The 24,078-nt window shown below is 69.0% G+C and carries 23 protein-coding genes and 2 tRNA genes; 15 read left to right on the top strand and 10 right to left on the bottom strand.

The annotated features are described in order from the left end of the window. Positions 1 to 34: 34 nt before the first annotated feature. Entirely contained in the window at positions 35 to 589 is a 555-nt protein-coding gene (locus tag ON19_RS21090) for a TetR/AcrR family transcriptional regulator (RefSeq protein WP_043695546.1), read from the bottom strand. 143 nt (positions 590 to 732) lie between these two features. Here ON19_RS21090 and serA point away from each other — a divergent pair, with 143 nt between their 5' ends. After that, positions 733 to 2,331 carry a phosphoglycerate dehydrogenase gene (gene serA / locus ON19_RS21085; RefSeq protein WP_043695543.1) on the top strand — a complete coding sequence of 533 codons (1,599 nt, stop codon included), beginning with the start codon at positions 733 to 735 and terminating at the stop codon, positions 2,329 to 2,331. A 253-nt stretch (positions 2,332 to 2,584) separates the two neighbouring features. Beyond that, positions 2,585 to 3,592, top strand: a complete 1,008-nt coding sequence (locus ON19_RS21080) for a 3-isopropylmalate dehydrogenase (protein ID WP_043695541.1) — start codon at positions 2,585 to 2,587, stop codon at positions 3,590 to 3,592. A 52-nt stretch (positions 3,593 to 3,644) separates the two neighbouring features. Here the strand turns inward: ON19_RS21080 and ON19_RS21075 are convergent, their stop codons facing one another. Continuing rightward, positions 3,645 to 4,826 carry an MFS transporter gene (locus ON19_RS21075; protein WP_043695538.1) on the bottom strand — a complete coding sequence of 394 codons (1,182 nt, stop codon included), beginning with the start codon at positions 4,824 to 4,826 and terminating at the stop codon, positions 3,645 to 3,647. Between the two features lie 207 nt (positions 4,827 to 5,033). Between ON19_RS21075 and ON19_RS21070 the strand changes: the two genes are divergently transcribed. The 4 genes from ON19_RS21070 to ON19_RS21055 all read left to right on the top strand — a co-directional run bounded on the left by ON19_RS21070 (position 5,034) and on the right by ON19_RS21055 (position 7,717). Further along, complete coding sequence (locus tag ON19_RS21070) at positions 5,034 to 5,807, top strand: fumarylacetoacetate hydrolase family protein (protein WP_043695536.1); 774 nt, start codon at positions 5,034 to 5,036, stop codon at positions 5,805 to 5,807. Between the two features lie 13 nt (positions 5,808 to 5,820). Next, on the top strand, positions 5,821 to 7,311 hold the full coding sequence (gene gltX, locus ON19_RS21065; protein ID WP_083899520.1) for a glutamate--tRNA ligase: 1,491 nt from the start codon (positions 5,821 to 5,823) through the stop codon (positions 7,309 to 7,311). Positions 7,312 to 7,426: 115 nt separating this feature from the next. Then, positions 7,427 to 7,498, top strand: a tRNA-Gln gene (locus ON19_RS21060). A gap of 146 nt (positions 7,499 to 7,644) precedes the next feature. Further along, positions 7,645 to 7,717: transfer RNA gene (locus ON19_RS21055), tRNA-Glu, on the top strand. Between the two features lie 469 nt (positions 7,718 to 8,186). On the opposite strand, the gene ON19_RS21050 is transcribed toward ON19_RS21055, so the two are convergent. From ON19_RS21050 to ON19_RS21040, 3 genes are all read right to left on the bottom strand, one after another. Next, positions 8,187 to 8,366 carry a DUF5302 domain-containing protein gene (locus ON19_RS21050; protein ID WP_043695533.1) on the bottom strand — a complete coding sequence of 60 codons (180 nt, stop codon included), beginning with the start codon at positions 8,364 to 8,366 and terminating at the stop codon, positions 8,187 to 8,189. Between the two features lie 148 nt (positions 8,367 to 8,514). Beyond that, a complete protein-coding gene (locus ON19_RS21045) occupies positions 8,515 to 9,015 on the bottom strand; it encodes a PPOX class F420-dependent oxidoreductase (protein ID WP_043695530.1) in 501 nt (166 codons plus the stop codon). 33 nt (positions 9,016 to 9,048) lie between these two features. Further along, complete coding sequence (locus ON19_RS21040) at positions 9,049 to 9,750, bottom strand: IclR family transcriptional regulator (protein WP_043695527.1); 702 nt, start codon at positions 9,748 to 9,750, stop codon at positions 9,049 to 9,051. Between the two features lie 155 nt (positions 9,751 to 9,905). Between ON19_RS21040 and leuC the strand changes: the two genes are divergently transcribed. The 3 genes from leuC to ON19_RS21025 all read left to right on the top strand — a co-directional run bounded on the left by leuC (position 9,906) and on the right by ON19_RS21025 (position 12,791). Next, a complete protein-coding gene (gene leuC / locus ON19_RS21035) occupies positions 9,906 to 11,327 on the top strand; it encodes a 3-isopropylmalate dehydratase large subunit (RefSeq protein WP_043695524.1) in 1,422 nt (473 codons plus the stop codon). Between the two features lie 39 nt (positions 11,328 to 11,366). After that, positions 11,367 to 11,975 (top strand): 3-isopropylmalate dehydratase small subunit, encoded by a 609-nt coding sequence (leuD, locus tag ON19_RS21030; protein WP_043695521.1) that lies wholly within the window; start codon positions 11,367 to 11,369, stop codon positions 11,973 to 11,975. A gap of 156 nt (positions 11,976 to 12,131) precedes the next feature. Continuing rightward, complete coding sequence (locus tag ON19_RS21025; protein WP_043695518.1) at positions 12,132 to 12,791, top strand: HU family DNA-binding protein; 660 nt, start codon at positions 12,132 to 12,134, stop codon at positions 12,789 to 12,791. 202 nt (positions 12,792 to 12,993) lie between these two features. On the opposite strand, the gene ON19_RS21020 is transcribed toward ON19_RS21025, so the two are convergent. From ON19_RS21020 to cofC, 3 genes are all read right to left on the bottom strand, one after another. Further along, positions 12,994 to 13,956, bottom strand: coding sequence for an NUDIX hydrolase (locus tag ON19_RS21020; protein ID WP_083899519.1), 963 nt, complete (start codon positions 13,954 to 13,956; stop codon positions 12,994 to 12,996). Continuing rightward, positions 13,953 to 16,130: an RNA degradosome polyphosphate kinase gene (locus ON19_RS21015; RefSeq protein ID WP_043695513.1), complete on the bottom strand. Its 2,178-nt coding sequence runs from the start codon at positions 16,128 to 16,130 to the stop codon at positions 13,953 to 13,955. The genes ON19_RS21020 and ON19_RS21015 overlap by 4 nt, the downstream gene beginning before the upstream one ends. A 71-nt stretch (positions 16,131 to 16,201) precedes the next feature. Beyond that, positions 16,202 to 16,885, bottom strand: coding sequence for a 2-phospho-L-lactate guanylyltransferase (cofC, locus tag ON19_RS21010; RefSeq protein ID WP_043695510.1), 684 nt, complete (start codon positions 16,883 to 16,885; stop codon positions 16,202 to 16,204). Positions 16,886 to 16,916: 31 nt separating this feature from the next. Between cofC and ON19_RS21005 the strand changes: the two genes are divergently transcribed. Beyond that, positions 16,917 to 17,912, top strand: coding sequence for an NAD(P)H-dependent glycerol-3-phosphate dehydrogenase (locus ON19_RS21005; protein WP_043695507.1), 996 nt, complete (start codon positions 16,917 to 16,919; stop codon positions 17,910 to 17,912). Between the two features lie 88 nt (positions 17,913 to 18,000). Next, positions 18,001 to 19,104, top strand: a complete 1,104-nt coding sequence (locus ON19_RS21000) for a D-alanine--D-alanine ligase family protein (protein WP_043695504.1) — start codon at positions 18,001 to 18,003, stop codon at positions 19,102 to 19,104. Between the two features lie 176 nt (positions 19,105 to 19,280). Here the strand turns inward: ON19_RS21000 and ON19_RS40535 are convergent, their stop codons facing one another. Further along, positions 19,281 to 20,105 (bottom strand): DUF3515 domain-containing protein, encoded by an 825-nt coding sequence (locus tag ON19_RS40535; protein WP_043695501.1) that lies wholly within the window; start codon positions 20,103 to 20,105, stop codon positions 19,281 to 19,283. 178 nt (positions 20,106 to 20,283) lie between these two features. Here ON19_RS40535 and ON19_RS20990 point away from each other — a divergent pair, with 178 nt between their 5' ends. Genes ON19_RS20990 through ON19_RS20975 form a run of 4 tightly spaced genes read left to right on the top strand, consistent with a single transcriptional unit; the run spans position 20,284 to position 23,183 of the window. Then, positions 20,284 to 21,285 (top strand): thiamine-phosphate kinase, encoded by a 1,002-nt coding sequence (locus ON19_RS20990; protein ID WP_218006456.1) that lies wholly within the window; start codon positions 20,284 to 20,286, stop codon positions 21,283 to 21,285. 11 nt (positions 21,286 to 21,296) lie between these two features. After that, positions 21,297 to 21,980 carry a uracil-DNA glycosylase gene (locus tag ON19_RS20985; RefSeq protein ID WP_043695498.1) on the top strand — a complete coding sequence of 228 codons (684 nt, stop codon included), beginning with the start codon at positions 21,297 to 21,299 and terminating at the stop codon, positions 21,978 to 21,980. A gap of 53 nt (positions 21,981 to 22,033) precedes the next feature. Continuing rightward, a complete protein-coding gene (locus ON19_RS20980) occupies positions 22,034 to 22,261 on the top strand; it encodes a hypothetical protein (RefSeq protein WP_043695495.1) in 228 nt (75 codons plus the stop codon). Positions 22,262 to 22,319: 58 nt separating this feature from the next. Continuing rightward, positions 22,320 to 23,183: an alpha/beta fold hydrolase gene (locus tag ON19_RS20975; protein WP_043695493.1), complete on the top strand. Its 864-nt coding sequence runs from the start codon at positions 22,320 to 22,322 to the stop codon at positions 23,181 to 23,183. A 7-nt stretch (positions 23,184 to 23,190) separates the two neighbouring features. On the opposite strand, the gene ON19_RS20970 is transcribed toward ON19_RS20975, so the two are convergent. Beyond that, positions 23,191 to 23,985 (bottom strand): enoyl-CoA hydratase/isomerase family protein, encoded by a 795-nt coding sequence (locus ON19_RS20970; protein WP_043695693.1) that lies wholly within the window; start codon positions 23,983 to 23,985, stop codon positions 23,191 to 23,193. Positions 23,986 to 24,078: the final 93 nt, after the last annotated feature.

Raw genomic sequence — 24,078 nt, 5'->3', positions numbered from 1 at the left:
GCCATAAAAAAGTCGACCAGCGGGATCACCGGCCTCAGATCAGGGCGCGCAGGGTGCGTTCGACCCGTTCCAGGGGTTCGCGGCTGCGCTGCGCGCGTGCCAGCAGCAGCGCGCCTTCGACCATCGCGAGTACCGCGGCGGCCAGGTCGTCGGCGTCCTCGTGACCGTCCGCGCGCAGGCGCAGCCGCAACGCCCGCTCCCACGTGGCATACGCGGCGGCGCACTCGGCTTGGATCGGGTCGTTCGCGGCCGCCACGTCCAGGGCCACCGTGGCGACCGGGCAGCCCTGTTGCCAGCCGGACGCTTCCAGTCGATCGCCGAACGCGCGCAGCAGCATGCTCGCGGCCGCGGCGGTGTCGCCGGGCTCGATCGTGTCGATCAGCGTCGCGATCTCTTTGCCCGCCTGGGTGATCGCCGCCGCGACCAATTCGTCCTTGCCGCCGGGGAAGTGGAAGTACAGCGAGCCGCGCGGCGCACCGCTGGTCGCCAGGATCTGGTTGAGGCCGGCACCGTAGTAGCCGTGCCGTTCCATCAGCGTGCGCGTCGCGTCGACGAGTTTGCCGCGAGTCTCGGTGCCTTTGACGCCCATGCCGCAACTGTAGACCGGTCTTCATATTTGTGCCACCGCCGGGACTGAGGACGGCCGCCTACCAGGTGGTAGCCGAGGCGGAATTCGCGCGCACTAAGCTTGTCGGCGGTAATTGCCGACCCCATTCCCCAGGAGTACTCCACGTGAGCCAAGCAGGCCGTCCTGTAGTTCTGATCGCCGACAAGCTCGCCCAGTCGACCGTCGACGCGCTCGGTGACGGTGTCGAGGTCCGGTGGGTAGACGGACCCGACCGCCCGGCCCTGCTGGCCGCGGTGCCCGAGGCCGACGCGCTGCTGGTGCGGTCGGCGACCACGGTCGACGCCGAGGTCCTGGAAGCCGGGAAGAACCTGAAGATCGTCGCCCGCGCGGGTGTCGGCCTGGACAACGTCGACGTGCCCGCCGCCACCGAGCGCGGCGTCATGGTCGTGAACGCGCCCACCTCGAACATCCACACCGCCGCCGAGCACGCGGTCACCCTGCTGCTGTCCGCCGCCCGTCAGGTCCCCGCCGCGGACGCCACCCTGCGTGAGCGCACCTGGCAGCGCAGCAAGTTCAACGGCGTGGAGATCTTCGGCAAGACCGTCGGCGTCGTCGGCCTCGGCCGCATCGGCCAGCTGTTCGCCGCGCGCCTGGCCGCCTTCGAGACCAAGATCGTCGCCTACGACCCCTACGTGTCGCCCGCCCGCGCCGCGCAGCTGGGCATCGAGCTGCTGACCCTCGACGAGCTGCTCGAGCGCGCCGACCTGATCTCGATCCACCTCCCGAAGACCCCGGAGACCAAGGGCCTGATCGGCAAGGAGGCGATCGCCAAAACCAAGCCGGGCGTGATCATCGTCAACGCCGCCCGCGGTGGCCTGGTCGACGAGGCCGCCCTGGCCGACGCCATCAAGTCCGGTCATGTGCGGGCCGCCGGTCTGGACGTGTTCGACACCGAGCCGTGCACCGACAGCCCGCTGTTCGACCTGCCGCAGGTCGTGGTGACCCCGCACCTGGGCGCCTCCACCTCCGAAGCGCAGGATCGCGCGGGCACCGACGTCGCGAAGTCGGTACTGCTGGCCCTGGCCGGTGAGTTCGTGCCCGGCGCGGTGAACGTCACCGGTGGCACGGTCGGCGAAGAGGTCGCCCCCTGGCTGGACATCGTCCGCAAGCAGGGCGCCCTGCTCGGCGCGCTGTCCAACGAGCTGCCGGTCAGCGTCGAGGTCCAGGTGCGCGGCGAGCTGGCCGCGCAGGAGGTCGGGGTGCTGGAGCTGTCCGCGCTGCGCGGCATCTTCTCCGCGCTGGTCGAGGACCAGGTCACCTTCGTCAACGCCCCCGCCCTGGCCAAGGACCGCGGGATCACCGCCCAGGTCACCACGGCGTCGGAGAGCCCCAGCCACCGCAGCGTGGTCGACCTGCGTGCCGTGTTCGGCGACGGCAGCACCCTGAATGTCGCGGGCACGCTGACCGAGCCGCAGCTGGTGGAGAAGATCGTCAACATCAACGGCCGCAACTACGACATGCGCGCCGAGGGCCTCAACCTGGCCATCCTGAACTACGAGGACCGTCCGGGCGCGCTGGGCAGGATCGGCACCAAGCTCGGCGAGGCCGAGGTCGACATCCTGGCCGCGCAGCTGACCCAGGACGTCGACAAGGAAGGCGCCACCGTCGTGCTGCGCGTGGCCCGCGAGGTGCCCGCCGACGTGCAGGACGCGATCGCCGAGTCGGTCGGCGCGGCCAAGGTCGTCCAGGTCGACCTGACCTGATCGGACGGGGCCGCAGCGCCCCCGCACACGCGGAATCGGCGCCGCGCACGAAGCACTCGTGCGCGGCGCCGGTCGCTCGGTCGGCGCGCGGACCCGCCGCGTCATCGCGCCCGGTGCTCGGCGATCCGGCCGTGCCGAGTACCGTGACGATGCTGCGGTCACCCCGGCCGGACTGTCGTGCGCACCCCGGCGGTCATCTCCGGGCCGCACGTCGCGTCGGCCGTTACCGGCAACATCGAACGGAGCATTTGTCATGAAGCTTGCTGTCATCCCGGGCGACGGGATCGGGCCCGAGGTCATCGCCGAGGCGCTCAAGGTGCTCGACGTGGTCGTGCCCGGTGTCGAGAAGACCGAGTACGACCTCGGTGCGCGCCGCTACCACGCGACCGGCGAGATCCTGCCGGATTCCGTGCTGCCCGAGCTGAAGCAGCACGACGCGATCCTGCTCGGCGCGATCGGCGACCCGTCGGTGCCCAGCGGCGTGCTCGAACGCGGCCTGTTGCTGCGCACCCGGTTCGCGCTGGACCACCACGTCAACCTGCGGCCGTCCAGACTGTTCCCCGGCGTGACCAGCCCGCTGGCGGGCAATCCCGACATCGACTTCGTCGTGGTGCGTGAGGGCACCGAGGGCCCCTACACCGGCACCGGCGGCGCGATTCGCGTCGACACCCCGCACGAGGTGGCGACCGAGGTCAGCACCAACACCCGCTTCGGCATCGAGCGCGTCGTGCGCTACGCCTTCGCCAAGGCGCAGGCGCGGCGCAAGCATCTGACGCTGGTGCACAAGAACAACGTGCTCACCTTCGCCGGCTCGCTCTGGCAGCGCACCGTGGACGAGGTCGCCGCCGAGTTCCCCGAGGTCACAACGGCTTACCAGCACATCGATGCCGCGACCATCCACATGGTCAACGATCCGGGCCGGTTCGACGTGATCGTCACCGACAACCTCTTCGGCGACATCATCACCGACCTCGCCGCCGCCGTGAGCGGCGGCATCGGGCTGGCCGCCAGCGGCAACATCGACGCCTCCGGGACGAACCCCAGCATGTTCGAGCCGGTGCACGGCAGCGCCCCCGACATCGCCGGTCAGTCCAAGGCCGACCCCACCGCGGCGATCCTCTCGGTCTCCCTCCTGCTCAACCACCTCGGCGACACCGAGACGGCCACGCGCATCGAGTCGGCCGTCGCCAAGGACCTCGAGTCCCGCTCGGGCGCCGCGTCGACCGTACAGATCGGCGACCGGATCGCCGCCACCCTCTGATCCTCGCCACCCGAAGGTCCCGTTTCCTCCTTGGGGAACGGGACCTTCGCTGTCAGTTGGGGTCGCGGGGGACCAGCGGGACCGCCGCGACGGCCGTAGCGGCGGCCAGTAGGAAGGCGGCGGGAAAGCCGCTCGCGGTGATCAGGGCGCCGAACACCGGTGGGACGGCGGCCATGGCCAGATTCTGCCCGGTGTTCTGGATGCCGAGGCCCCGGCCGCTCCAGTAGGGGCCCGCGATCTCGGCGACCGCGGTGAAGGCCAATCCATTGTCGGAGACGGTGATCACCGACGCGGCGATCAGCAGCGGGATGGCGGCCCACCACCAGTGGGTCCACGCGGTCAGCGCCAGCGCGGCCATCGAGAGCACGGCGGCGACGGCGACCGTCCGCAGCGGCCTCATCCGGCTGCCCACGCGATCCGACCAGGCGCCCGCGCCGATGCGGCCCAGTGCGCCGAGGATCTGGGTGAAAGTCACCAGCGCGCCCGCGGCGGCCAGCGACCAGCCGATGTCGCGGTGCAGCCACAGCAGTGCGAACGTCCACACGGTGCCCTGCGGGACGACGAGCAGCACCGAGACCAGATGGATGCGCCACAGCGTGGCGTCGTCGCGATAAGGGTTGGCGCGCAACGCCGGATCGGCGGCGGAGGCCGGGGGTCGCGGCGGGTCGACGATGCCGGCCAGACAGCCCACGGCCGCCACGCCCGCCATGAGGGCCGGAACGAGAATCGCCGCGGGCACGCCGTAGGTGGAGGCGACGGCCGGAATCGCCAACGCGCCGACGCCCACTCCCAGCGGCTGGGCGGTCTGCCGGATGCCCATCGCCAGCCCGCGCCGATGCGGCGGGAACCAGCCGACGATCACGCGGCCGCTGGCGCCGTTGGTGCTCGCCGCCCCGACGCCGCCGAGGAACAGCAGCGCGCCCAACGCCAGGTCGTCGGTCGTGGCCGCCGCGGCGCATCCGGCCGCCAGCATCAGCAGGGGACCGCCGACCAGCACCTTGCGCTCACCGATCCGGTCGACCAGGTAGCCCCACGCGATCAGGGTGCACACCAGGCCGACGGTGGGCATGGCGACCAGCAGGCCCGCGGTGGCCAGCGGCATACCGCGGTCGGTCAGCGCGGGCAGCAGGAACGGGACGCCGTGGATGAAGACCGCGCTGGAGGCCTGGGCGAAGACGCCGAGGCCGAGCATCGACCAGCGCCGAGCCTCGTCGATCTGCGTTACGGTCGCCATCGGTTACACCTCGAAATCTCATTATTTGGGATACAATTCCCACTTTGTGAACTTCGCCGCTCACGGTACACCGGAACGGCGGCTCGGCTCGACGGTCGTGGCTGTCGAACTGCTCACAGCGCGCGCCGCCGCCGGATCCGCGCGGATTCCGTACCACCCGGTCGGGCGCGTTCGGGCAGGTGGCGACGGGTCGATAGACTCCGGGGCATGCGTCTAGGTCGAGTTGCCAGTCCCGATGGGGTCGCCTTCGTCAGCATCGAAGGCGACGGAAGCGACAGTGTGGCCAAGGAGATCGCGGAACACCCGTTCGGTACACCGACGTTCACCGGGCGGAGCTGGCCGCTGGCCGACGTGCGGTTGCTCGCGCCGATCCTGGCCAGCAAGGTGGTCTGCATCGGCAAGAACTACGCCGCCCATGCCGCCGAGATGGGCGGCCCCGCTCCCGCCGACCCGGTGATCTTCCTCAAACCGAACACCGCGATCGTGGGGCCGAACGCCCCGATCATCCTGCCGCCCAGTTCGTCTCAGGTCGATTACGAAGGGGAGCTGGCCGTCGTCATCGGCCGTCCCTGCAAGGACGTGCCCGCCGCTCGCGCGCTGGACGTGGTGCTCGGCTACACCGCCGCCAACGACGTGACCGCCCGCGACCAGCAGCGCCACGACGGTCAGTGGACCAGGGGCAAGGGCTACGACACGTTCTGCCCGCTCGGTCCGTGGATCGAAACCTCCTTGGACCCTTCGGATCTGGAGATCGTCACCGAGCTCGACGGCGAGGTGCGCCAGCGCAGCCGCACTTCGCTTCTGCTGCACGACATTCCGAAGCTCATCGAGTGGGTCACCACCGTGATGACGCTGCTGCCCGGTGACGTCATCCTCACCGGCACCCCCGAGGGCGTCGGCCCGGTGCGCGAGGGGCAGCAGGTGTCGGTGACCGTCGAGGGCATCGGCACCCTCACCAATCCCGTTGCCGCCAAACGCTGATCGAAAGAGAGCCATGACTGAAGTACGGGTCCGATTCTGCCCGTCACCGACCGGAACACCACACGTGGGCCTGATCCGGACGGCGCTGTTCAACTGGGCCTATGCCCGCCATCACGGTGGCACATTCGTCTTTCGTATCGAAGACACCGATGCCGCACGCGATTCCGAGGAGTCCTACCGCGCGATTATCGACGCGCTGCGCTGGCTCGGCCTCACCTGGGACGAGGGACCGGAGGTCGGCGGGCCCTATGAGCCATATCGCCAGTCGCTGCGAAAAGAACTGCACCTGGACGTTGTTCGGCGTTTGCTGGAGGCCGGTGAGGCGTATGAATCGTTCTCCACGCCGGAGGAAGTCGAGGCCCGCCATCGCGCAGCGGGACGCGATCCGAAGCTCGGTTACGACAACTACGATCGCGAGCTGACGCCCGAGCGGATCGAGGCATACCGGGCCGAGGGCCGCCCGGCCGTGGTCCGGCTGCGGATGCCGGACGAGGACCTGTCCTGGACCGATCTGGTGCGCGGTGAGACCACCTTCAAGGCGGGCAGCGTCCCGGACTTCGCGCTCACCCGTGGCACCGGAGAGCCGCTGTATACGCTGGTCAACCCGGTCGACGACGCACTGATGCGGATCACCCACGTGCTGCGCGGCGAGGACCTGCTCTCCTCGACCCCCCGGCAGCTGGCGCTGTACGCCGCGCTGCGCCGGATCGGGGTCACCGATTTCACTCCGGAGTTCGGTCACCTGCCGTTCGTCATGGGCCAGGGCAACAAGAAGTTGTCCAAGCGTGATCCCGAGTCGAATCTGTTCGCCCACCGCGACCGCGGATTCATCCCTGAGGGTTTGCTGAATTATCTCGCGCTACTCGGTTGGGGCCTGTCCGAGGACCGCGACGTGTTCTCCATGGCGGAGATGGTCGAGGCCTTCGACATTTCGAAAGTAAATTCGAATCCGGCCCGTTTCGACCAGAAGAAGGCGGACGCGCTCAACGCCGAGCACATCCGATTGCTGGCGCCGGGTGATTTCGCCCACCGGCTGCGGGAGTATCTCACCGAGCACAACCGTATCGGCGCGGAAATCGATGAGAAGGTGTTCGCCGCGGCGGCGGAACTCGTGCAGACCAGGATTGTCGTGATGTCCGACGCTTGGGACCTTCTGCGTTTCTTGTTCGCACCCGCGGAGGAGTTCGCGATCGACCCCGCGGCGGGGGCGAAGAATCTCGGTACCGACGCGGCCGAGGTATTGCAGTCGGCTATTACCGCGTTGGAGCCGCTGGCCGAGTGGACCACCGAGGCGATCGAAGCGGCGCTGAAAAAGGCGCTGATCGATGATCTCGGGCTCAAACCGCGCAAAGCCTTCGCGCCGGTGCGGGTCGCGGTCACCGGATCGCATATCAGCCCGCCGCTGTACGAATCGCTGGAACTGCTCGGCCGCGGCGTCACCCTGGACCGGCTGCGCTCGGCGCTGGGCTGGAAGGAGGCGGGCCAGGCCGCGCCGCAAGGCTGAAAATAGGGCTTTGACCAGGCGATTTGTAGTTAACCCGTAGCCGTTTGGTACTCTTCTTCTCGGCCCGGAACACGGTCTCGAGTCACCCAGACGCGAGGCTGAACGACCTGGTCATTGGGGTATGGTGTAATTGGCAACACAGCTGATTCTGGTTCAGCCATTCTAGGTTCGAGTCCTGGTACCCCAGCGGAGAGTGTTGGACGACTTCGGTTCGCGGCCGAAATCAATCAGCACCTGGCGATTTGGTCGCCGGGCCTCGGCCGGTTAAGCTAGCCGAGCCTCCTGATCGAAAGATCAACCACGGCGCTCCTCGCGAAAGCGAGAAGCAGTCCTGGCCCCGTCGTCTAGCGGCCTAGGACGCCGCCCTCTCAAGGCGGTAGCGCGGGTTCGAATCCCGTCGGGGCTACACGAGTGGAAGGCCCATGCTCATGGAGCATGGGCCTTTCTCGTTTCGCCATGTTCTGGGGGGGGGTGCGACCCCCACGCCCCGCCCGGAGGGCTTCGCGCCCGGACCCCCGGCGAGGGTTTCGCCCCGCTTGGCCGGTGGTTGTCCCGTGTTGTCGTCCGTGGCGGATTCGAGCCTTGTCTCGGCTGGTAGGCCGTCTTGCGAAGCCGTCGATTCGGTTGCGGGAACCCGGTAGGCATCGCTGAGGGGCCGTCGGCGCGATCGTTGCTGATGCCAGTGACGAAGGTCATGGTCCGGACGCGCCGGCTACAGCGGTGGCCGTGGCGAAGGAGCCCAATGGGTGGATTGGACATCTCGAACCGCCACGAGCGCCCGGTCGACCGTTGAGGACTGCGCATCTCGCCTGGTCCCTGGGCAAAAGAAAGGCCCTCCAGCGATCTTGCCGGAGGGCCTTGGCGTTCTGCGCGGACTAGCCGCTCTTGCGCCGGAATTCCCGCTTGTGGCCGACGGCGGAGTGCGCCGCGGACGCTTTCGACCGTCCGTCGAGGTGGTCGGCCGCGCGGGCGTTCTGCTGGTTCTTGCGCTCCAGTGCTTCCCGGAACTTGCGCTTCACCTCGTCGGCGCCGTTGGACTTACCCGAATCCGCCATCGCTGCTCCTCGTCGTCGCGGCCGCGCAGCGCGTCCTCGCGGGCGCCGGTGCCCGGCCGGTTGCTGTCGAACACCTCGACGCTAGTCCGTGCGAGGTGGTTGTGTCAGTTCGATTTCGGCGCGTCGCGCCGCCTGATCGCGCTGGAGGTCAGTCCAGCGGCTGCGCGGTGCTGCCCGCGAGCGGCATGGCGGGCAAGCCGAGTTTGCGGTGATCCCAGCTGCGCGTGCGCTCGGCCACGACGCGGACGGCGACCCGTTTGTGCAGCATGGCCTCCACCATCGGCCGGATCTCCTCGCTGTAGGGGCCGTTGTAGCGTTCCCAGACGCTCACCCCGACGGCGAAGAGTTTGTCGGCGTCCTCGACGATCTCGGCGCGGCCCTCGATGGACACGCCCCTGAGCTGGTCGTAGGTCTGGCCCGCCTCGACCATGCAGGTGACTCGGGGATCGCGGCGCAGGTTCACCGCCTTCTGCGATTTGGCCTTGGTCTCGAACCAGATCTCGCCGTCGATGAGCGCGTACCACATCGCGGTCAGGTGCGGCGTGCCCTTCGGACCGAGCGTCGCCAGCGTCGCGATCCGGCTGCGCTGCAAGAACTCGGTGATCTCGGTGTCGGACATCACGATCTGTGCCCGTTGTTTCACTCCCATGGGCCAACTCTAGAGAGTTCGGACTGCAACGCGTTACAGGCGCTTGTGCAGTGCCTCGGCCGCCGCGACCAGATCCGCGGCCCAGCGAGCGCCCGGCCTGCGGCCCATCCGATCGATCGGTCCGGACACCGACACGGCCGCGACCACGGTGCCCCCGGCATCGCGCACCGGCGCGGAAACGCTGGCCACGCCGGCCGCGCGCTCGGCCGCGCTCTGCGCCCACCCGCGCTTGCGCACCTCGGCCAGCGCACGCTCGCCGAACACCGCGTCGGCCAGGATGGTGCGTTGCAGCTCCGGGTCGGCCCACGCCATCAGCACTTTGGCCGCCGAGCCCGCGGTGAGCGGCAGCCGCGCCCCGATCGGCACGGTGTCGCGCAGTCCGACGGGGGGTTCCAGGGCCGCGACGCAGACGCGGGCGTTGCCGTCGCGGCAGTAGAGCTGCACGCTTTCGCCGGTGATCTCGCGCAGCCGGGGGAGAATGGCCGACGCCGCCTCCAGCAGCGGGTCATTGGCGCTGGTCGCGAGTTCGGCGAGGGCCGGGCCGGGCCGCCACGTGCCGTTGCTGTCGCGAGCGAGCAGGCGATGCACTTCCAAGCCGACGGCGAGACGGTGCGCGGTGGCGCGGGGCAGGCCGGTGCGCGCGCACAGCTCGTTGAGACCCGAGGGATGCTCGGCTACGGCGTACAGCACCGCCATTGCTTTGTCGAGAACGCCGATGCCGCTATGCTGTCTCATAGAACGATATTAGCGTCTCGGATGTTGAGAAATCCACCGTCGCGGATTCTCGCTGTCAGCGTTCCGACCAGGCGCAGCTATCACAACCTGTGCAACCGTCGCCGCGTCGGAGTCCAGATCGCGGAACGGCTGCTTCGTCCGAAAGGTGATCGACAATGGCCGAACCGCGCACGCTGGCCGAGAAGGTATGGGACCAGCATGTCGTCGCTCGCGGGGAGGGCGAGGGTGCCTCGCGCGAACCGGACCTCATCTATATCGACCTGCATCTGGTCCACGAGGTGACCAGTCCGCAGGCCTTCGACGGGCTGCGTGCCGCGGGCAGGCCGGTGCGCAGGCCGGATCTCACGATCGCGACCGAGGACCACAACGTTCCGACGATCGATATCGACAAGCCGATCGCCGACCCGGTTTCGCGCACCCAGGTGGAGACGCTGCGGCGCAACTGCGCGGAATTCGGTGTGCGGCTGCACCCGATGGGCGACCTGGACCAGGGCATCGTGCACGTGGTCGGGCCGCAGCTGGGCCTGACCCAGCCCGGAACGACCGTGGTGTGCGGCGACAGCCACACTTCGACGCACGGCGCGTTCGGCGCGCTGGCGATGGGCATCGGCACCTCCGAGGTCGAACATGTGCTTGCCACCCAGACGCTCTCGTTGCGCCCGTTCAAGACGATGGCGATCACCGTGGACGGCGTCCTGTCCGCGGGCGTGACGAGCAAGGACCTGATCCTGGCGGTCATCGCGAAGATCGGCACCGGCGGCGGCCAGGGCTACGTCCTGGAGTACCGGGGCGAGGCCATTCGAGCCATGTCGATGGAGGCCCGAATGACGATCTGCAACATGTCCATCGAGGCGGGCGCGCGGGCGGGCATGATCGCGCCGGACGAAACGACCTATGAATTCCTCAAAGGACGGCCGCACGCCCCGCAGGGAGCCGACTGGGACGCGGCGGTGGCCGCCTGGGAGGCGCTGAAGACCGACGAGGGCGCCGTTTTCGACGCCGAGGTCCACATCGACGCCGCCGCGCTGACCCCGTTCGTCACCTGGGGCACCAATCCGGGCCAGGGCGCCCCGCTGGGCGAGGCGGTGCCCGACCCGGCCGCCATCGCCGACGAGGTGGCCCGTGAGTCCGCGGAGAAAGCTCTGCGTTACATGGACTTGGAGCCGGGTACTCCGCTTCGGGAAGTACCGATCGACACCGTATTCGTCGGTTCGTGCACCAACGGACGCATTGAGGATTTGCGTGCGGTGGCCGGGATTTTGAAGGGACGTCATGTCGCCGACGGCGTGCGAATGCTGGTTGTACCGGGGTCGATGCGGGTTCGCGCCCAGGCGGAAAAAGAAGGACTGGGTGAGATTTTCACCGCGGCGGGCGCCGAATGGCGGCAGGCGGGCTGCTCAATGTGCCTGGGAATGAATCCGGACCAGCTCGAGCCCGGTCAGCGTTGCGCGTCCACCTCGAACCGCAACTTCGAGGGCAGGCAGGGCAAAGGCGGCCGTACGCACCTGGTTTCTCCCCTCGTAGCGGCCGCGACGGCGGTCCGCGGAACACTGTCCTCGCCTGCGGATCTGGCCTGACGGCCCCCGATTCCCGCAATCAAACCCAGGAGATTCGTAATGGAAGCCTTCACCGTGCACAAGGGCATCGGGGTGCCGCTGCGCCGCTCCAATGTCGATACCGATCAGATCATCCCGGCGGTCTACCTCAAGCGGGTGACCCGGACCGGATTCGAGGACGGGTTGTTCGCCGCATGGCGGGCCGATCCCGACTTCATTCTCAACGTGGCGCCTTACAACAGCGGTAGTGTACTGGTGGCAGGTCCGGATTTCGGTACCGGATCCTCCCGTGAGCACGCTGTTTGGGCGCTGTCGGACTACGGCTTTCGGGTGGTCATCTCATCCCGGTTCGCCGACATCTTCCGCGGCAATGCGGGCAAGGGCGGTGTGGTGACCGCTCAGATGTCACAGAACGATGTCGAAATGCTCTGGAAGTTGCTCGAGGAACAGCCGGGCTTGGAATTGGTTGTGGATCTCGAGGCGCGCACAGTGACGGCTGGAACCGTCGTGTTGCCGTTCGATATTGATGACTACACCAGGTGGCGTCTGCTGGAGGGATTGGATGACATCGGGCTGACTCTCCGCCGGGAGGACGCGATCTCCCGGTTCGAAAAGGCAAGGCCAACATGGAAACCCACCACCCTTCCAGCACATATTTCGCAGACGTAATCACCCTTGGCGGTTAGCTGAGCGACTGTAGTGGCGGTAGCTGGACGTGTGCTAAACCACATGAATTTTGGCGTGGCACATAGACTCTTGCCCAAAGTGGGTTTACCGTGGTACCTAGTCGGTCCGACGACGGGCCATTAGTCTGCGGAGGATTCAATGAACAAGGCGGAACTGATCGACGTTCTGACCGAAAAGTTGGGTACGGACAGGCGCACGGCCACCGCGGCAGTCGAGCATGTGGTCGACACCATCGTGCGCGCGGTGCACAAGGGTCAGAGCGTCACAATCACCGGATTCGGTGTGTTCGAACAGCGTAAGCGGGCGGCTCGCGTCGCACGGAACCCGCGTACCGGCGAAACCGTGAAGGTCAAGCCCACTTCGGTGCCCGCGTTCCGCCCCGGCGCTCAGTTCAAGGCGGTGATCGCGGGTAAGCAGAAACTGGCCGCGACCGGGCCCGCCGTCAAGCGCGGGGTGAATGCGCCGGTGGCCGCGAAGAAGGCGGCGGCAAAGAAGACGGCGGCGAAGAAGACCGCCGCCAAGAAGTCGACGCCGACCAAGGCGCCCGCCAAGAGCACGGCCCGTAAGGCCGCCGCCAAGGCCCCGGCGAAGACCACCGCTCGCAAGACGACCGCCACCAAGACCGCTGCGAAGAAGGCGCCCGCGAAGAAGACCGCGGTCGCGAAGAAGGCTCCGGCCAAGAAGACGGCCACCAAGGCCACGGCGGCCAAGTCCACCGCCGCCAAGAAGACCGCCGCCAAGAAGGCACCTGCGAAGAAGACCGCGGCCAAGAAGGCCCCGGCTCGCCGAGCCCGCTGATCTCGAGCCACCGCCGGATCGGCGCCGAATGCGCGGCCCCACGACTGGGCCCATTCGCCTCAACGTCGAGACGGCCCCGGGAGACACCCGGGGCCGTTTTCGCCTGCCCTCTCACCGTGACCGCCTGGCCGCGTTCGCCGTGGCCGATCGACGCGTGCGGCCGCCCGCCGACGCGTGGGTTTACAGCCCGGCTGCCTGCGTATCAGGACGGCACGACGTAGGCTGACAGCGATCGATCCAGATGGTCGGCGGCCACCAAGCGCGGGCCGGCGAACGACAGCACCCACACACTGCCCTTGCGATTGCGCGCCGACGGCAGCGCGAGGCCGTCGCGGTCGGCCAGCCCACTCAGCAGATCCGGGATCACCTTGCCCTGACTGCAGACGACGCGAACGGCACTGTCCGACACCAGGGCTCGAAGACGTTCCCCGGCCCCGTCGGGCTGTTCGGCGTACCCGGACTCGGAAAACAAAGGCTCCGTGTGGATTTCGATGCCGAGCTTCTCGGCCAGCGGCGCTACGGTTTGCACGCAGCGCAACGGATCCGCCGAGTAGACCTCGGATGCGCCGAACGCCAACAGATTCGCCACCAGCGCCCGCGCCTGCCCCTCGCCCTCGCGGTCGAGCGGACGCAGTTCGTCGGGACCGTGGTAGCGGTCCCTGCGGCCTGCTTTGCCGTGCCGCACGAGCAGGAGAGTCTTCGTGCGCGCGGGCAGCCGGGTGAAGGCGCGCACCACCTGACGATCCATCGGGTACGACAGCTGGTCCATCACCCGGTCGAGGGGATGCCAACTGAGCAGGTCGACCTCGGAGTTGGCGGTGAACTCCCCGCTCACCAGTTCGGCTGCCCAGTAGTCGACCCGCTTCAGCTTGCGATGGCCCGGAATCGGGTAGGTGACGTGACCGAGGTAGCGGCCGAGCCTGGACTCCAGACCGGTCTCCTCCCGGACTTCGCGGACCGCGGCGAGTATCGGTGTCTCGCCCGGGTCGAGCTTGCCCTTCGGCAGTGACCAATCCTCGTACTTGGGCCGGTGGACGAGCGCGATCTCGATCGCGCCCCCCGCCGTGGTACGCCACAGCACTGCGCCTGCGGCGTGGATATTGGCAGTGATGCGGGGATCCCAGAACGGGCCCCCCTCCTGTTCGAACCCCGTCCTGGCGTTCACTGCTGTTCGGGCCTCCGCAGCCGCATCAAATGCTCCTGGTGGTCTCTGATCTTGTCTCCGTCGCCGGACGCACCCGGCGCTGCCCGCCAGGTGCCGTCGGGCTGCAGAACCCAGCAGCGCGTGGTCGGCGACAGCGCCGACTCGAATACCCCGCCGAGTTGCTCGGTCAACCGCGGATCCTTCACCTGCGCCATCACCTCCACCCGGCGATCCAGGTTGCGGTGCATCATGTCGGCGCTGCCGATCCAGTACTGATCCTGCGCTTGGAAATGCAGGACGCGGGAGTGCTCGAGGAACCGGCCGAGGATGGAGCGGACCTCGATGTTCTCGCTCATGTCCGGCACACCCGGGCGCAGCCCGCAGATGCCGCGCACCACGATCTGCACCGGCACGCCCGCCTGCGAGGCCCGGTACAGCGCGTCGATGATCTCCTCGTCGACGATCGCGTTGGCCTTCAGCCGGATTCGGGCTTCCTTCCCCTCGGCCGCCAGCTCGGTCTCGCGTTGGATGCGCTCGATGATGCCGGAGCGCACGCCGTGCGGGGCGACGAGCAGATTGCGGTAGTTCTCTTTCCGCGAGTAACCGGTGAGCGAATTGAACAGGTCGGTCAGGTCGGCGCCGATTTCCGGTGCGGCGGTGAGCAATCCGACGTCCTCGTAGAGGCGTGCGGTCTTCGGGTTGTAGTTGCCGGTCCCGATGTGGCAGTAGCGGCGGATGGTCGCGCCCTCGCGGCGCACCACCAGGCAGGTCTTGCAGTGGGTCTTCAGGCCGATGAGGCCGTACACCACGTGCACGCCGGCCTGCTCCAGCGCGCGAGCCCACTTGATGTTGGCCTGCTCGTCGAAGCGAGCCTTGATCTCGACCAGGGCGACCACCTGCTTGCCGGCCTCGGCGGCGTCGATGAGCGCGTTGACGATAGGGGAGTCGCCGGAGGTGCGGTAGAGCGTCTGCTTGATGGCGAGCACCTGCGGGTCGGCGGCGGCCTGTTCGATGAACCGCTGCACGCTGGTGGAGAACGAGTCGTACGGGTGGTGCACGAGCACGTCGCCCTCGCGCAGCGCGGCGAAGACGTTGCGCGGCGTCTCCCGCTCGCCGAACGCGGGCGGGGTCGCGGGAACGTACGGGGTGTCCTTCAGATTGGCCCGGTCCACGCCGTACACCTGCCAGAGGCAGGACAGGTCGAGCAGGCCGGGCACCTGGATCACGTCGCCGGGGTCGACGTCCAGCTCACGCAGGAGCAGATCGAGCATGTGCTCGGTCATGTCGTCGGACACCTCTAGTCGCACCGGTGAACCGAACCGGCGCCGGGCCAGCTCGCGTTCCAGCGCCTGCAGCAGATCCTCGTCGCGATCCTCGTCGACCTCGAAGTCGGCGTTGCGGGTGATCCGGAACGAGTGGTGCTCGACCACCTCCATGCCGGGGAAGAGCAGATCCAGGTGCGCGGCGATGAGCGCTTCCATCGGAAGGAAAGCGGCGATCGGAGCGCCGGAGCCGGATTCGGTGCGGCGTACGCGGACGAACCGGTCGACGTTGTCGGGCACCTTGACGCGGGCGAAGTGCTCGCCGCCGGTGGAGTAGTCCTTCACCGTCACCGCGAGGTTGAGACTGAGTCCGCTGATGTAGGGGAAGGGGTGTGCCGGGTCCACCGCGAGCGGGGTGAGCACCGGGAACACCTGATCCTGGAAATAGCCGGACAGGCGGCCGCGTTCGTCCTCGTCCAGGTCGTTCCAGTCGATGATCGCTATGCCCTCGGCGGTCAGCGCGGGCAGCACGCTGTCGAGGAAGACGCGGGCATGCCGCATCGCGATCTCCTGCGTACGCACGGCGATCAGTTCCAGCTGCTCGCCGGGCGAGCGGCCGTCGGCCGAACGCACCAGCAGACCGGTCTCGGCGCGGCGTTTCAGTCCCGCCACCCGCACCATGTAGAACTCGTCGAGATTCGACGCGAAGATCGCCAGGAACTTCGCACGCTCCAGCAACGGAAGCGACGCGTCCTCGGCGAGGGCGAGCACGCGGGCGTTGAAGTCGAGCCAGCTCAATTCCCGATTGAGGTAGCGATCGCGTGGCAACCGTGGCGCCGACGAGTCGGCGGACAAGGGTGTCGCCGCCGGGGGTGGCGTGGGAAGCAACGGCTGCTGCTTGACGGTTTCCGTATCGCTCACGCCAACGATCATCCCTTACCGGACACCGGGTGTGCATCCTGCGATCGGGATTGATGTGTGTCTCACTGCACTATGGCGACCGGCTAGCACACGTGTGGAACGGGTTCGTGAACACCGCCCGGCCAGCCGATGTCGTGCAGGACAGCACGGGTCGCGTTTCCGGCTCCCAGCGCCACCGCGCGGTCCAGATCGTCGGCGGTGTCGACGTCCAGACGCAGCCCGGGCCAGTCTCCACTGAGATCGACCGCGCCCGCATCGATGTGGCTGCGCGCCGACCCGGGACCGAAACGGGGGTCGAGCGCGCCGACCGGGTCGCGGACCACGAGCGCGGCGGTGCCGCTGCCCTCATAGTCGACCACGATCGAGCGCAGTCCGCGCGGAGCGGCGGCGAGCATCTCCGACAATTCTTCCGGTCGCAGCGCGGGCAGATCGGCTTGGAGAGCCAGCAGATCGATCGGCCCGTGCGCACCGCGCAACGCGTCGGCGGTGGCGGCCAGGGCGAGGTTCAGCCCGTCGGCCTGTGACTGGCGCGGTTCCGGATGGACGTGCGCGCCCAGCGTGCGGGCCAGGTCCGCGACCGCGGGATCAGGCGTGACCACGGTGATGGAGACAACCGCGCCGACCGCCGCCGTGGCGGTCACGGTGTCGGCGAGCATGGCCAGCACCAGCCGCGCCCGGTGCTCCGGGCGCAGCCGGTCGGCCAGTCGGCTCTTGGCCCGATCGAGGCTCTTGACCGCGATCACGGCATGCACGGCGTGCGGGCGCATGCGACCAATCCTTCCATGGCATATTGGGCTGATGACGAGGGCGGCAGTGCTGGGCGCGGGATCGTGGGGCACCGCGTTCGCGAAGGTGTTGGCGGACGCGGGAACCGAGGTCACGATCTGGGCCCGTCGGCCCGAGGTCGCCGCGGCGCTGGCCTCCGAACATCGCAATCCCGATTACCTGTCGGATATTCCGCTGCCGCCGATCGCGGCGACCCATGACCCGGCGGTGGCGCTGGAACGAGCCGACATCGTGGTGCTGGCGGTGCCGTCGCAGTCCCTGCGCGCGAACCTCGCGGAGTGGAAGGGATTGATTCCGGCCGATGCCACGCTGCTGAGCCTGGCCAAAGGGATCGAGACCGGCACGCTGCTGCGGATGAGTCAGGTGATCGGGGAGGTCACGGGGGCCGACGAGAGCCGGATCGCGGTGCTGTCCGGGCCGAACCTGGCGCGCGAGATCGCGGTGGGACAGCCCGCCGCCACCGTGATCGCCTGCTCGGACGGCGCGCGCGCGGTCGCGGTGCAGCACGCCAGCGCGACCGGATACTTCCGGCCCTACACCAACACCGATGTGGTCGGCTGCGAGATCGGCGGCGCGTGCAAGAACGTCATCGCGCTCGCCTGCGGCATCGCGTCGGGAATGGGCCTGGGCGACAACTCGATCGCCAGCCTGATCACCCGTGGACTCGCCGAGATCATCCGGCTCGGGGTGGCCCTGGGCGCGGAACCGGTGACGCTCGCCGGTCTGGCCGGAGTCGGGGACCTGGTCGCCACCTGCACCTCTCCGCTGTCGCGCAACCGGTCCTTCGGGCACGTGCTCGGTGCGGGCGGGTCCATGGAAGCCGCCCAGTCGGCCACTCATGGCCAGGTGGCCGAGGGTGTGAAGTCCTGCACATCGGTGCGTGCGCTGGCCGAGCGGCACGGCGTCGAGATGCCGTTGACGACCTCGGTGCACCAGGTCTGCCACGAAGGGCTCTCCGTGCGCGAAGCCGTCGGCAACCTGCTCGGGCGGCGGATGAAGCCGGAGTGATCCGGCTCCGGTCCGGCGTGTGCGCGGGCCGCACTGTCCGGGACGGTCAGCCGTGGAAGTGCGGACCGAAACGGGTACGGTTCGGAGCATGACGAACCGGATCAGGGTGGCTGTGGTCTTCGGCGGGCGCAGTAACGAGCACGCCGTGTCCTGCGTATCGGCCGGTAGCGTGCTGCGTCACCTGGATCAGGAGAAGTACGAGGTGGTGCCGATCGGCATCACCGCCGAGGGCAGCTGGGTGCTGGGCGGTTCGGACGTGGCCGCGCTCGGTATCCACGATCGAGCCCTGCCGTCGGTGGATGCCACCGGCACGGCGCTGACCCTGGCCGCTGATCCGAGCCGCTCGGGGGCCCTGATCGCCCTCGACGACCCGAGCGCCGCTCTCGGCTCGGTGGACGTGGTGTTCCCGATCCTGCACGGACCGTTCGGTGAGGACGGCACGCTGCAGGGGATGCTCGAGCTCGCCGGAATTCCCTATGTCGGGCCCGGGGTGCTGGCCAGCGCGGCGGGCATGGACAAGGAATTCACCAAGAAGCTGCTCGCGGCGGAAGGGCTGCCGATCGGCATGCAAGTAGTGCTGCGCCCCGGCACCGCCACGCTCGCCGAGGCGGATCGGGCGCGCCTTGGACTGCCGGTGTTCGTCAAGCCGGCCCGGGGCGGATCGTCGATCGGCATCACCAGAGTGACCGACTGGAACGAGCTGGACGCGGCCATCGCCGCGGCGCGCGCGCACGACCCGAAGGTGATCGTGGAAGCGGGCATCGTCGGACGCGAAGTGGAGTGCGGGGTGCTGGAATTCCCGGACGGCCGGGTCGAGGCGAGCGTGGTGGCGGAGATCCGGATGCCGGAGACCGGCACCACCGCCGCGAGCCCCGAGTTCTACGACTTCGATACCAAATACCTCGACGACGTCTGTGAATTCGACGTCCCCGCGAAGCTGGACGACGAGGTCTCCGACCGGATCCGGGAACTGGCCGTGCGCGCCTTCGGAGCTCTCGACTGCCAAGGCCTGGCCCGGGTCGATTTCTTCGTCACCGAGCAGGGACCGGTGATCAACGAGATCAACACCATGCCCGGCTTCACGGCGATCTCCATGTACCCGCGCATGTGGGAGGCCACCGGCATCGATTACGCCGCACTGGTCTCCACCCTGATCGAAACCGCGCTCGCCCGCGGCACCGGCCTGCGTTGACGCCGCCCGGTCGCAGTCGTGCGAACACCAGGTCGGTGACCTAGTCCGGCCACAGGTCGGTGGATCGGTCCCGGATTTCGGGCACCGGGCCCGGCTCGATTTCGGCAAGCGCCCGGCGGTCGGCCAGGACGGGTTGCCCCTGACTTCTTCGCGGGGATCGCCCTACGCCCTCCGCGTCAGTTGGGCAGCGGTCCCGGGTCGATCGGCTGGGCCGGGAGGTGCGCGGTGATGGTGTCGGAGACTTCTTGCAGCGGCGTGGGACCCGAGCCGTCGGGGACGGTGAGGGCCACGTAGGTCGCCCGGTCGACCGCGAACCAGGTGCTCACCTCGGCGGTCTGGTCGCGGACCTCGAACCACTGCACGCCGTTCACGACCTGCAACGGCGAGGCGCGGTTGAACTCCAGTGGGCGATCCAATCCGCAGCGCAGGACGATCGCGTCGCCGCCTTCGGTGCGCTGCCATGCGCGGGTGGCGGGCGGAGCGGGCTCGACCAGCGTCGATTTGGTGAACTCGCCCAGGTCCGCGGGCAGCGCGGGAAGCAGGGCGGCACAGGCCGGGCCTTCGGCCGCCGGGGCAGGAACCGGACCGAGCACCAGCGGTTCCCGTTCGACGGGTGCGCGGCGCGCGAGCACGGCGGCTACCAGCACCGCGACGACGAGCACGACGGGAAGCGCCACGGCGGTCGCGATGATCGCGGGCGAGTACTGATGTGCAGTGGCCGACTCGGGCGGGTTGTCCGGCTCGTCGGCTGCGGCGGCCGGGTCGTCGGCGTCGCTGTTGTCGGCTGCGGCGGGAGGGGCCTCGGCGTCGCTGTCGTCGGCTGCGGCTGGGTTCTCAGCGTCGCTGTCTTCGACGTCGCTGTCCGGTGCCGCGGCGGTGGGAGCGGCGTCTGCGCTACCCGCCGGATGCTCCGTGCTCTCGGACTTCCGGGATTCGGCCGCGGCTTCCGGGTGTTCGTCCCGGGGCTCCGCCGATTCGCGGTCCGGCGAATCCGCCGCCATGCTCACCGATCCTTTCTCGTTCGCGCGTCGGTGCTCCGGCCGGTGGCCGCGCAGCGGCGGCAACGGTGGACCGGCCCGGTGGTACTCGAGTGCCTCCGAAAGGGTACCGTCGGGCGCATTCCAGCAAGCAGCGCGCCGGAAAGGATCGGTCATCAGCGCCAGTAGCGGTCCGAGGACAGTGCGTGAACTAGGGGAGTTCGCGCTGATCGACCGCATCAACGCGGGCCGGACGCAAGCGCCGGGCGTGCTGCTCGGTCCCGGCGACGACGCGGCGCTGGTCGCGGCGCCGGACGGCCGGTTCGTGGTGACCACCGACATGCTCGTGCAGGACCGGCACTTCCGTCTGGACTGGTCCAGCCCCGAGGACGTCGGCCGCAAGGCGATCGCGCAGAACGCCGCCGACGTGGTCGCCATGGGTGCGACGCCGACCGCCTTCGTCGTCGCCCTCGGCTGCCCGGCCGACACTCCGCTGGAGGTGATCGACGGGCTCGCGGACGGCATGTGGGCCGAGGCCGCCAGGGCAGGCGCGTCCATCGCCGGGGGTGACCTGGTGCGCAGTCGCGAGCTGGTCATCTCCGTCACCGCGTTCGGCGATCCGTGCGGCGCGGCCATCACCAGATCCGGTGCGCGCGCGGGCGACATCGTCGCGGTGGCGGGACGACTCGGCTGGTCGGCCGCGGGATTGGACGCCTTCACGGCCGGGGTGACCGGCCCGGAGGTCGCGGAAGCGCTCGCCGCGCATCGCGTTCCGCAGCCGCCGTACGCGATGGTGCTGGACGCGCTGCGCCGCGGGGCGAGCGAAGATTCGGATCCCGCGCCCGCTCTCGGGCCGCACGCGCTGACCGACGTGTCCGACGGCCTGCTCGCGGACCTGGGGCACATCGCCGCGGCGTCGGGCGTCGGCATCGATCTGGATTCGTCCGCGCTGCGTGACCCGGCGCTGGAACGAATCGCCGCTCGGCTGGATGCCGATGCGGCTCAATGGATCCTGACCGGCGGCGAGGACCATGCCTTCGCGGGCGCATGGGCGCCGGGCCACCCGCTTCCCCCTGGATGGGTCGCGATCGGGCGGGTTGTGGCCGGTCGCGGGCTCACGGTCGACGGCGTGGCACAGACCGGCGACGGCGGCTGGGAATCGTTCACCGGGGCGGACTCGTCAGCCGACCGCGAACCACGCTAAGTTGTGCGGTCATGGGCGCGAAACCACTGTCGGAAATCATGGATCCGGGATGGGCGAAGGCACTCGAGCCGGTGGCGGATCGGATTTCCGTCATGGGCGAATTCCTTCGTGCCGAGAACGCCGCGGGCCGTGGCTACCTACCGTCCGGTGAGAACGTCCTGCGAGCCTTTCAGCGTCCGTTCGAGGCGGTGCGCGTGCTCGTCGTCGGCCAGGATCCCTACCCGACGCCCGGCCACCCGATGGGTCTGAGTTTCTCCGTGGCGCCGGATGTTTCGCCGATCCCGCGCAGCCTGGCCAACATTTTCGCCGAATACAGCAAGGATCTCGGTCACCCCACGCCGTCCTGCGGCGACCTGAGCCCGTGGTCGGACCAGGGTGTGCTGATGCTGAACCGGGTGCTCACCGTGTCGCCGGGCAAGCCGGCCTCGCACCGCGGCAAGGGCTGGGAGGCGGTCACTGATCAGGCGATTCGCGCCTTGGTCGCCAGGGACGAGCCGTTGGTGGCGATCCTGTGGGGCCGCGACGCCGCGACGCTGAAGCCGCTGCTGGCCGAATCCGAGATTCCTTATATCGAGTCCGCGCATCCGTCGCCGCTGTCGGCGTCGCGTGGGTTCTTCGGTTCCCGCCCCTTCTCGCGAGTGAACGAACTGCTCGACGAACTGGGGGCCGAACCGGTTGACTGGCGCCTGCCCTGAGTCGGGCGTCTGTGTGTGATCGACCCGAGAGAAAACGAGTGAGGAGCTCTTCCATGCACAACACCACCCTCCGCGGCGCTACCGCGACCCTGGCTTTCTGCGCCGCGCTCACCAGCGGCGCCGCCGTCGCCGGTGCGGCCCCCCTGCGGCTGGAGCCCGCCACGGAGACCACGACGGCTCCGGTCGCCGAGGAGTACACCTCCAGCGGCTCCTCCACCATCTCCGCGTCGGTGAACGCGAAGATCGCGTGCCTGTTCTTCGTGGGCAATCTCGGCTGCTGAACCCTCGATTCGGCGGGTTCACGCCGGCGCGGACCGGCGTTGTGCGATCCTACAGATCGTGAGTAATGCGAACTATCTTCTCGAACCGTCCCGGCTCCGGCTGCGCGGTTCGGGCGGAATCGAGCTGGCCGCCGATCAGTTCGGTCCGGTCGACGGCCCGCTCGTCGTCTTCCTGCACGGTGGCGGGCAGACCCGGCACTCGTGGAAGCAGACCGGCGCGCGGCTCGGCGCGTCGGGAATGCGGGTGGTCGCCGTCGACGCCCGCGGCCACGGCGACAGCGCGTGGGCGCCGGATCGCGACTACCGGCGCGAGACCATGGTCGATGACCTTCTGCTGGTGCTGGAACAACTGGGCGCGCCCGCGGTGGTCGTCGGGGCCAGCATGGGCGGGGTCACCGGACTGCTCGCCACGGCGCGTCCCGGCGGGGAGGCGATCAGCGCTCTGGTGCTCGTCGACATCGTGACCCGGCCCGAGCCCGAAGGGGTCGCCCGGGTGATCGACTTCCTCGGCAAGCATCGCGACGGCTTCGACACCCTCGAACAGGCGGCCGACGCGGTCGCCGAGTATCTGCCGCACCGCCCGAGGCCGAAGAACACCGACGGCCTGCTGCGCAACCTGCGTGAGCGTGACGGTCGCTGGTACTGGCACTGGGATCCGGGCATGCTGAGCGACCGGGTGGAGGACCCGTCGGCGATGATCGAACCGATGGAGGACGCGGCGCGGGCGCTGCGCATCCCGGTGCTGCTGGTGCGCGGCATGCGCTCGGACGTGGTGAGCGCCGAGGGCGCCGAGGCGTTTCAGCGGCTGGTGCCGCACGCCCAGCTGGTGGAGATCGGCGGCGCCGCGCACACCGCCGCCGGTGACGACAACGACTCGTTCACCGACGCGGTGGCGAAATTCGTGCTCTCGACCCGGGAGTGAGACTCGGTCAGGCGAGTCCGGCGTAGTCGGGTTTGCGCTTCGCGACGAACGCGTCGACGCCCTCGCGTCCCGCGGCCGAGCCCGCGGCCGCGGCGATGCCGTCGCGCTCACTGTCGAGCTGATCGCTCAGCAGCGCGGTATCCGACTGCCGCAGCAGTGCTTTGATGCTCGCGTGAGTGGAACGCGGTCCGTTGGCCAGGGCACGGGCGAGCCGCTGTGCCTCCTCGACGATCTCGTCGTCGGGGACCAGCCTGCTCAGCACGCCCAGCCGCACCGCCTCGTCGGCGTTCAGAACGGCGTCGGTGAGCAGGATTTCCCGCGCCCGCGCCCGCGCCCGCCCGACGATGCGCGGCAGCGTCCAGGACATACCGCCGTCCGGGCTCAGGCCGATGCCGGGATAGGCCGGGCGCAGCTTGGTGCCCGCTCCGCCGAGGGCGATATCGGCCAGGCATACCAGGCTCATACCAGCCCCCGCCGCCCAACCGTGGACCGCGGCCACCACCGGGACCGCGACGGCGTCCAGCGCGCGGACGAACTCGTGCAGGTCGGTGGCCAGACCGTGAATGTGCGCGGAGCGGTCCTGCGCCGCGGCGAAGCCGCGCACGTCACCACCCGCGCAGAAGTTCGCGCCGGTGCCCCGCAGCAGCACCGCGCCCACATCGGAGCCGAGTGACCGCAGCGCGGCGGTGCCCGCGTTGATGCCCGCGAAGTCCATGGACGTGCCGTTGGCGGACGTGGCGATGGTGATCTGGAGGACGCCGTCGACGGTCGTCACGTACCCGGCTTGCTCGGTGGAGGTCATGATCTGCACCTTAACGGGCGCACCCGGACGCAATCCGTCAGTGGCCGAAGGTAAGAGGCAGCTGAGTCTGGCCGGAGCGGGGGGAGGAGGGAG

This window comes from Nocardia abscessus NBRC 100374 (assembly GCF_000308455.1).
In the GTDB taxonomy this organism is placed as follows: Bacteria; Actinomycetota; Actinomycetes; order Mycobacteriales; family Mycobacteriaceae; genus Nocardia; species Nocardia abscessus.
The sequence above is the reverse complement of the archived record's forward strand: the minus strand, read 5'-3'. Positions and strand labels throughout refer to the sequence as shown.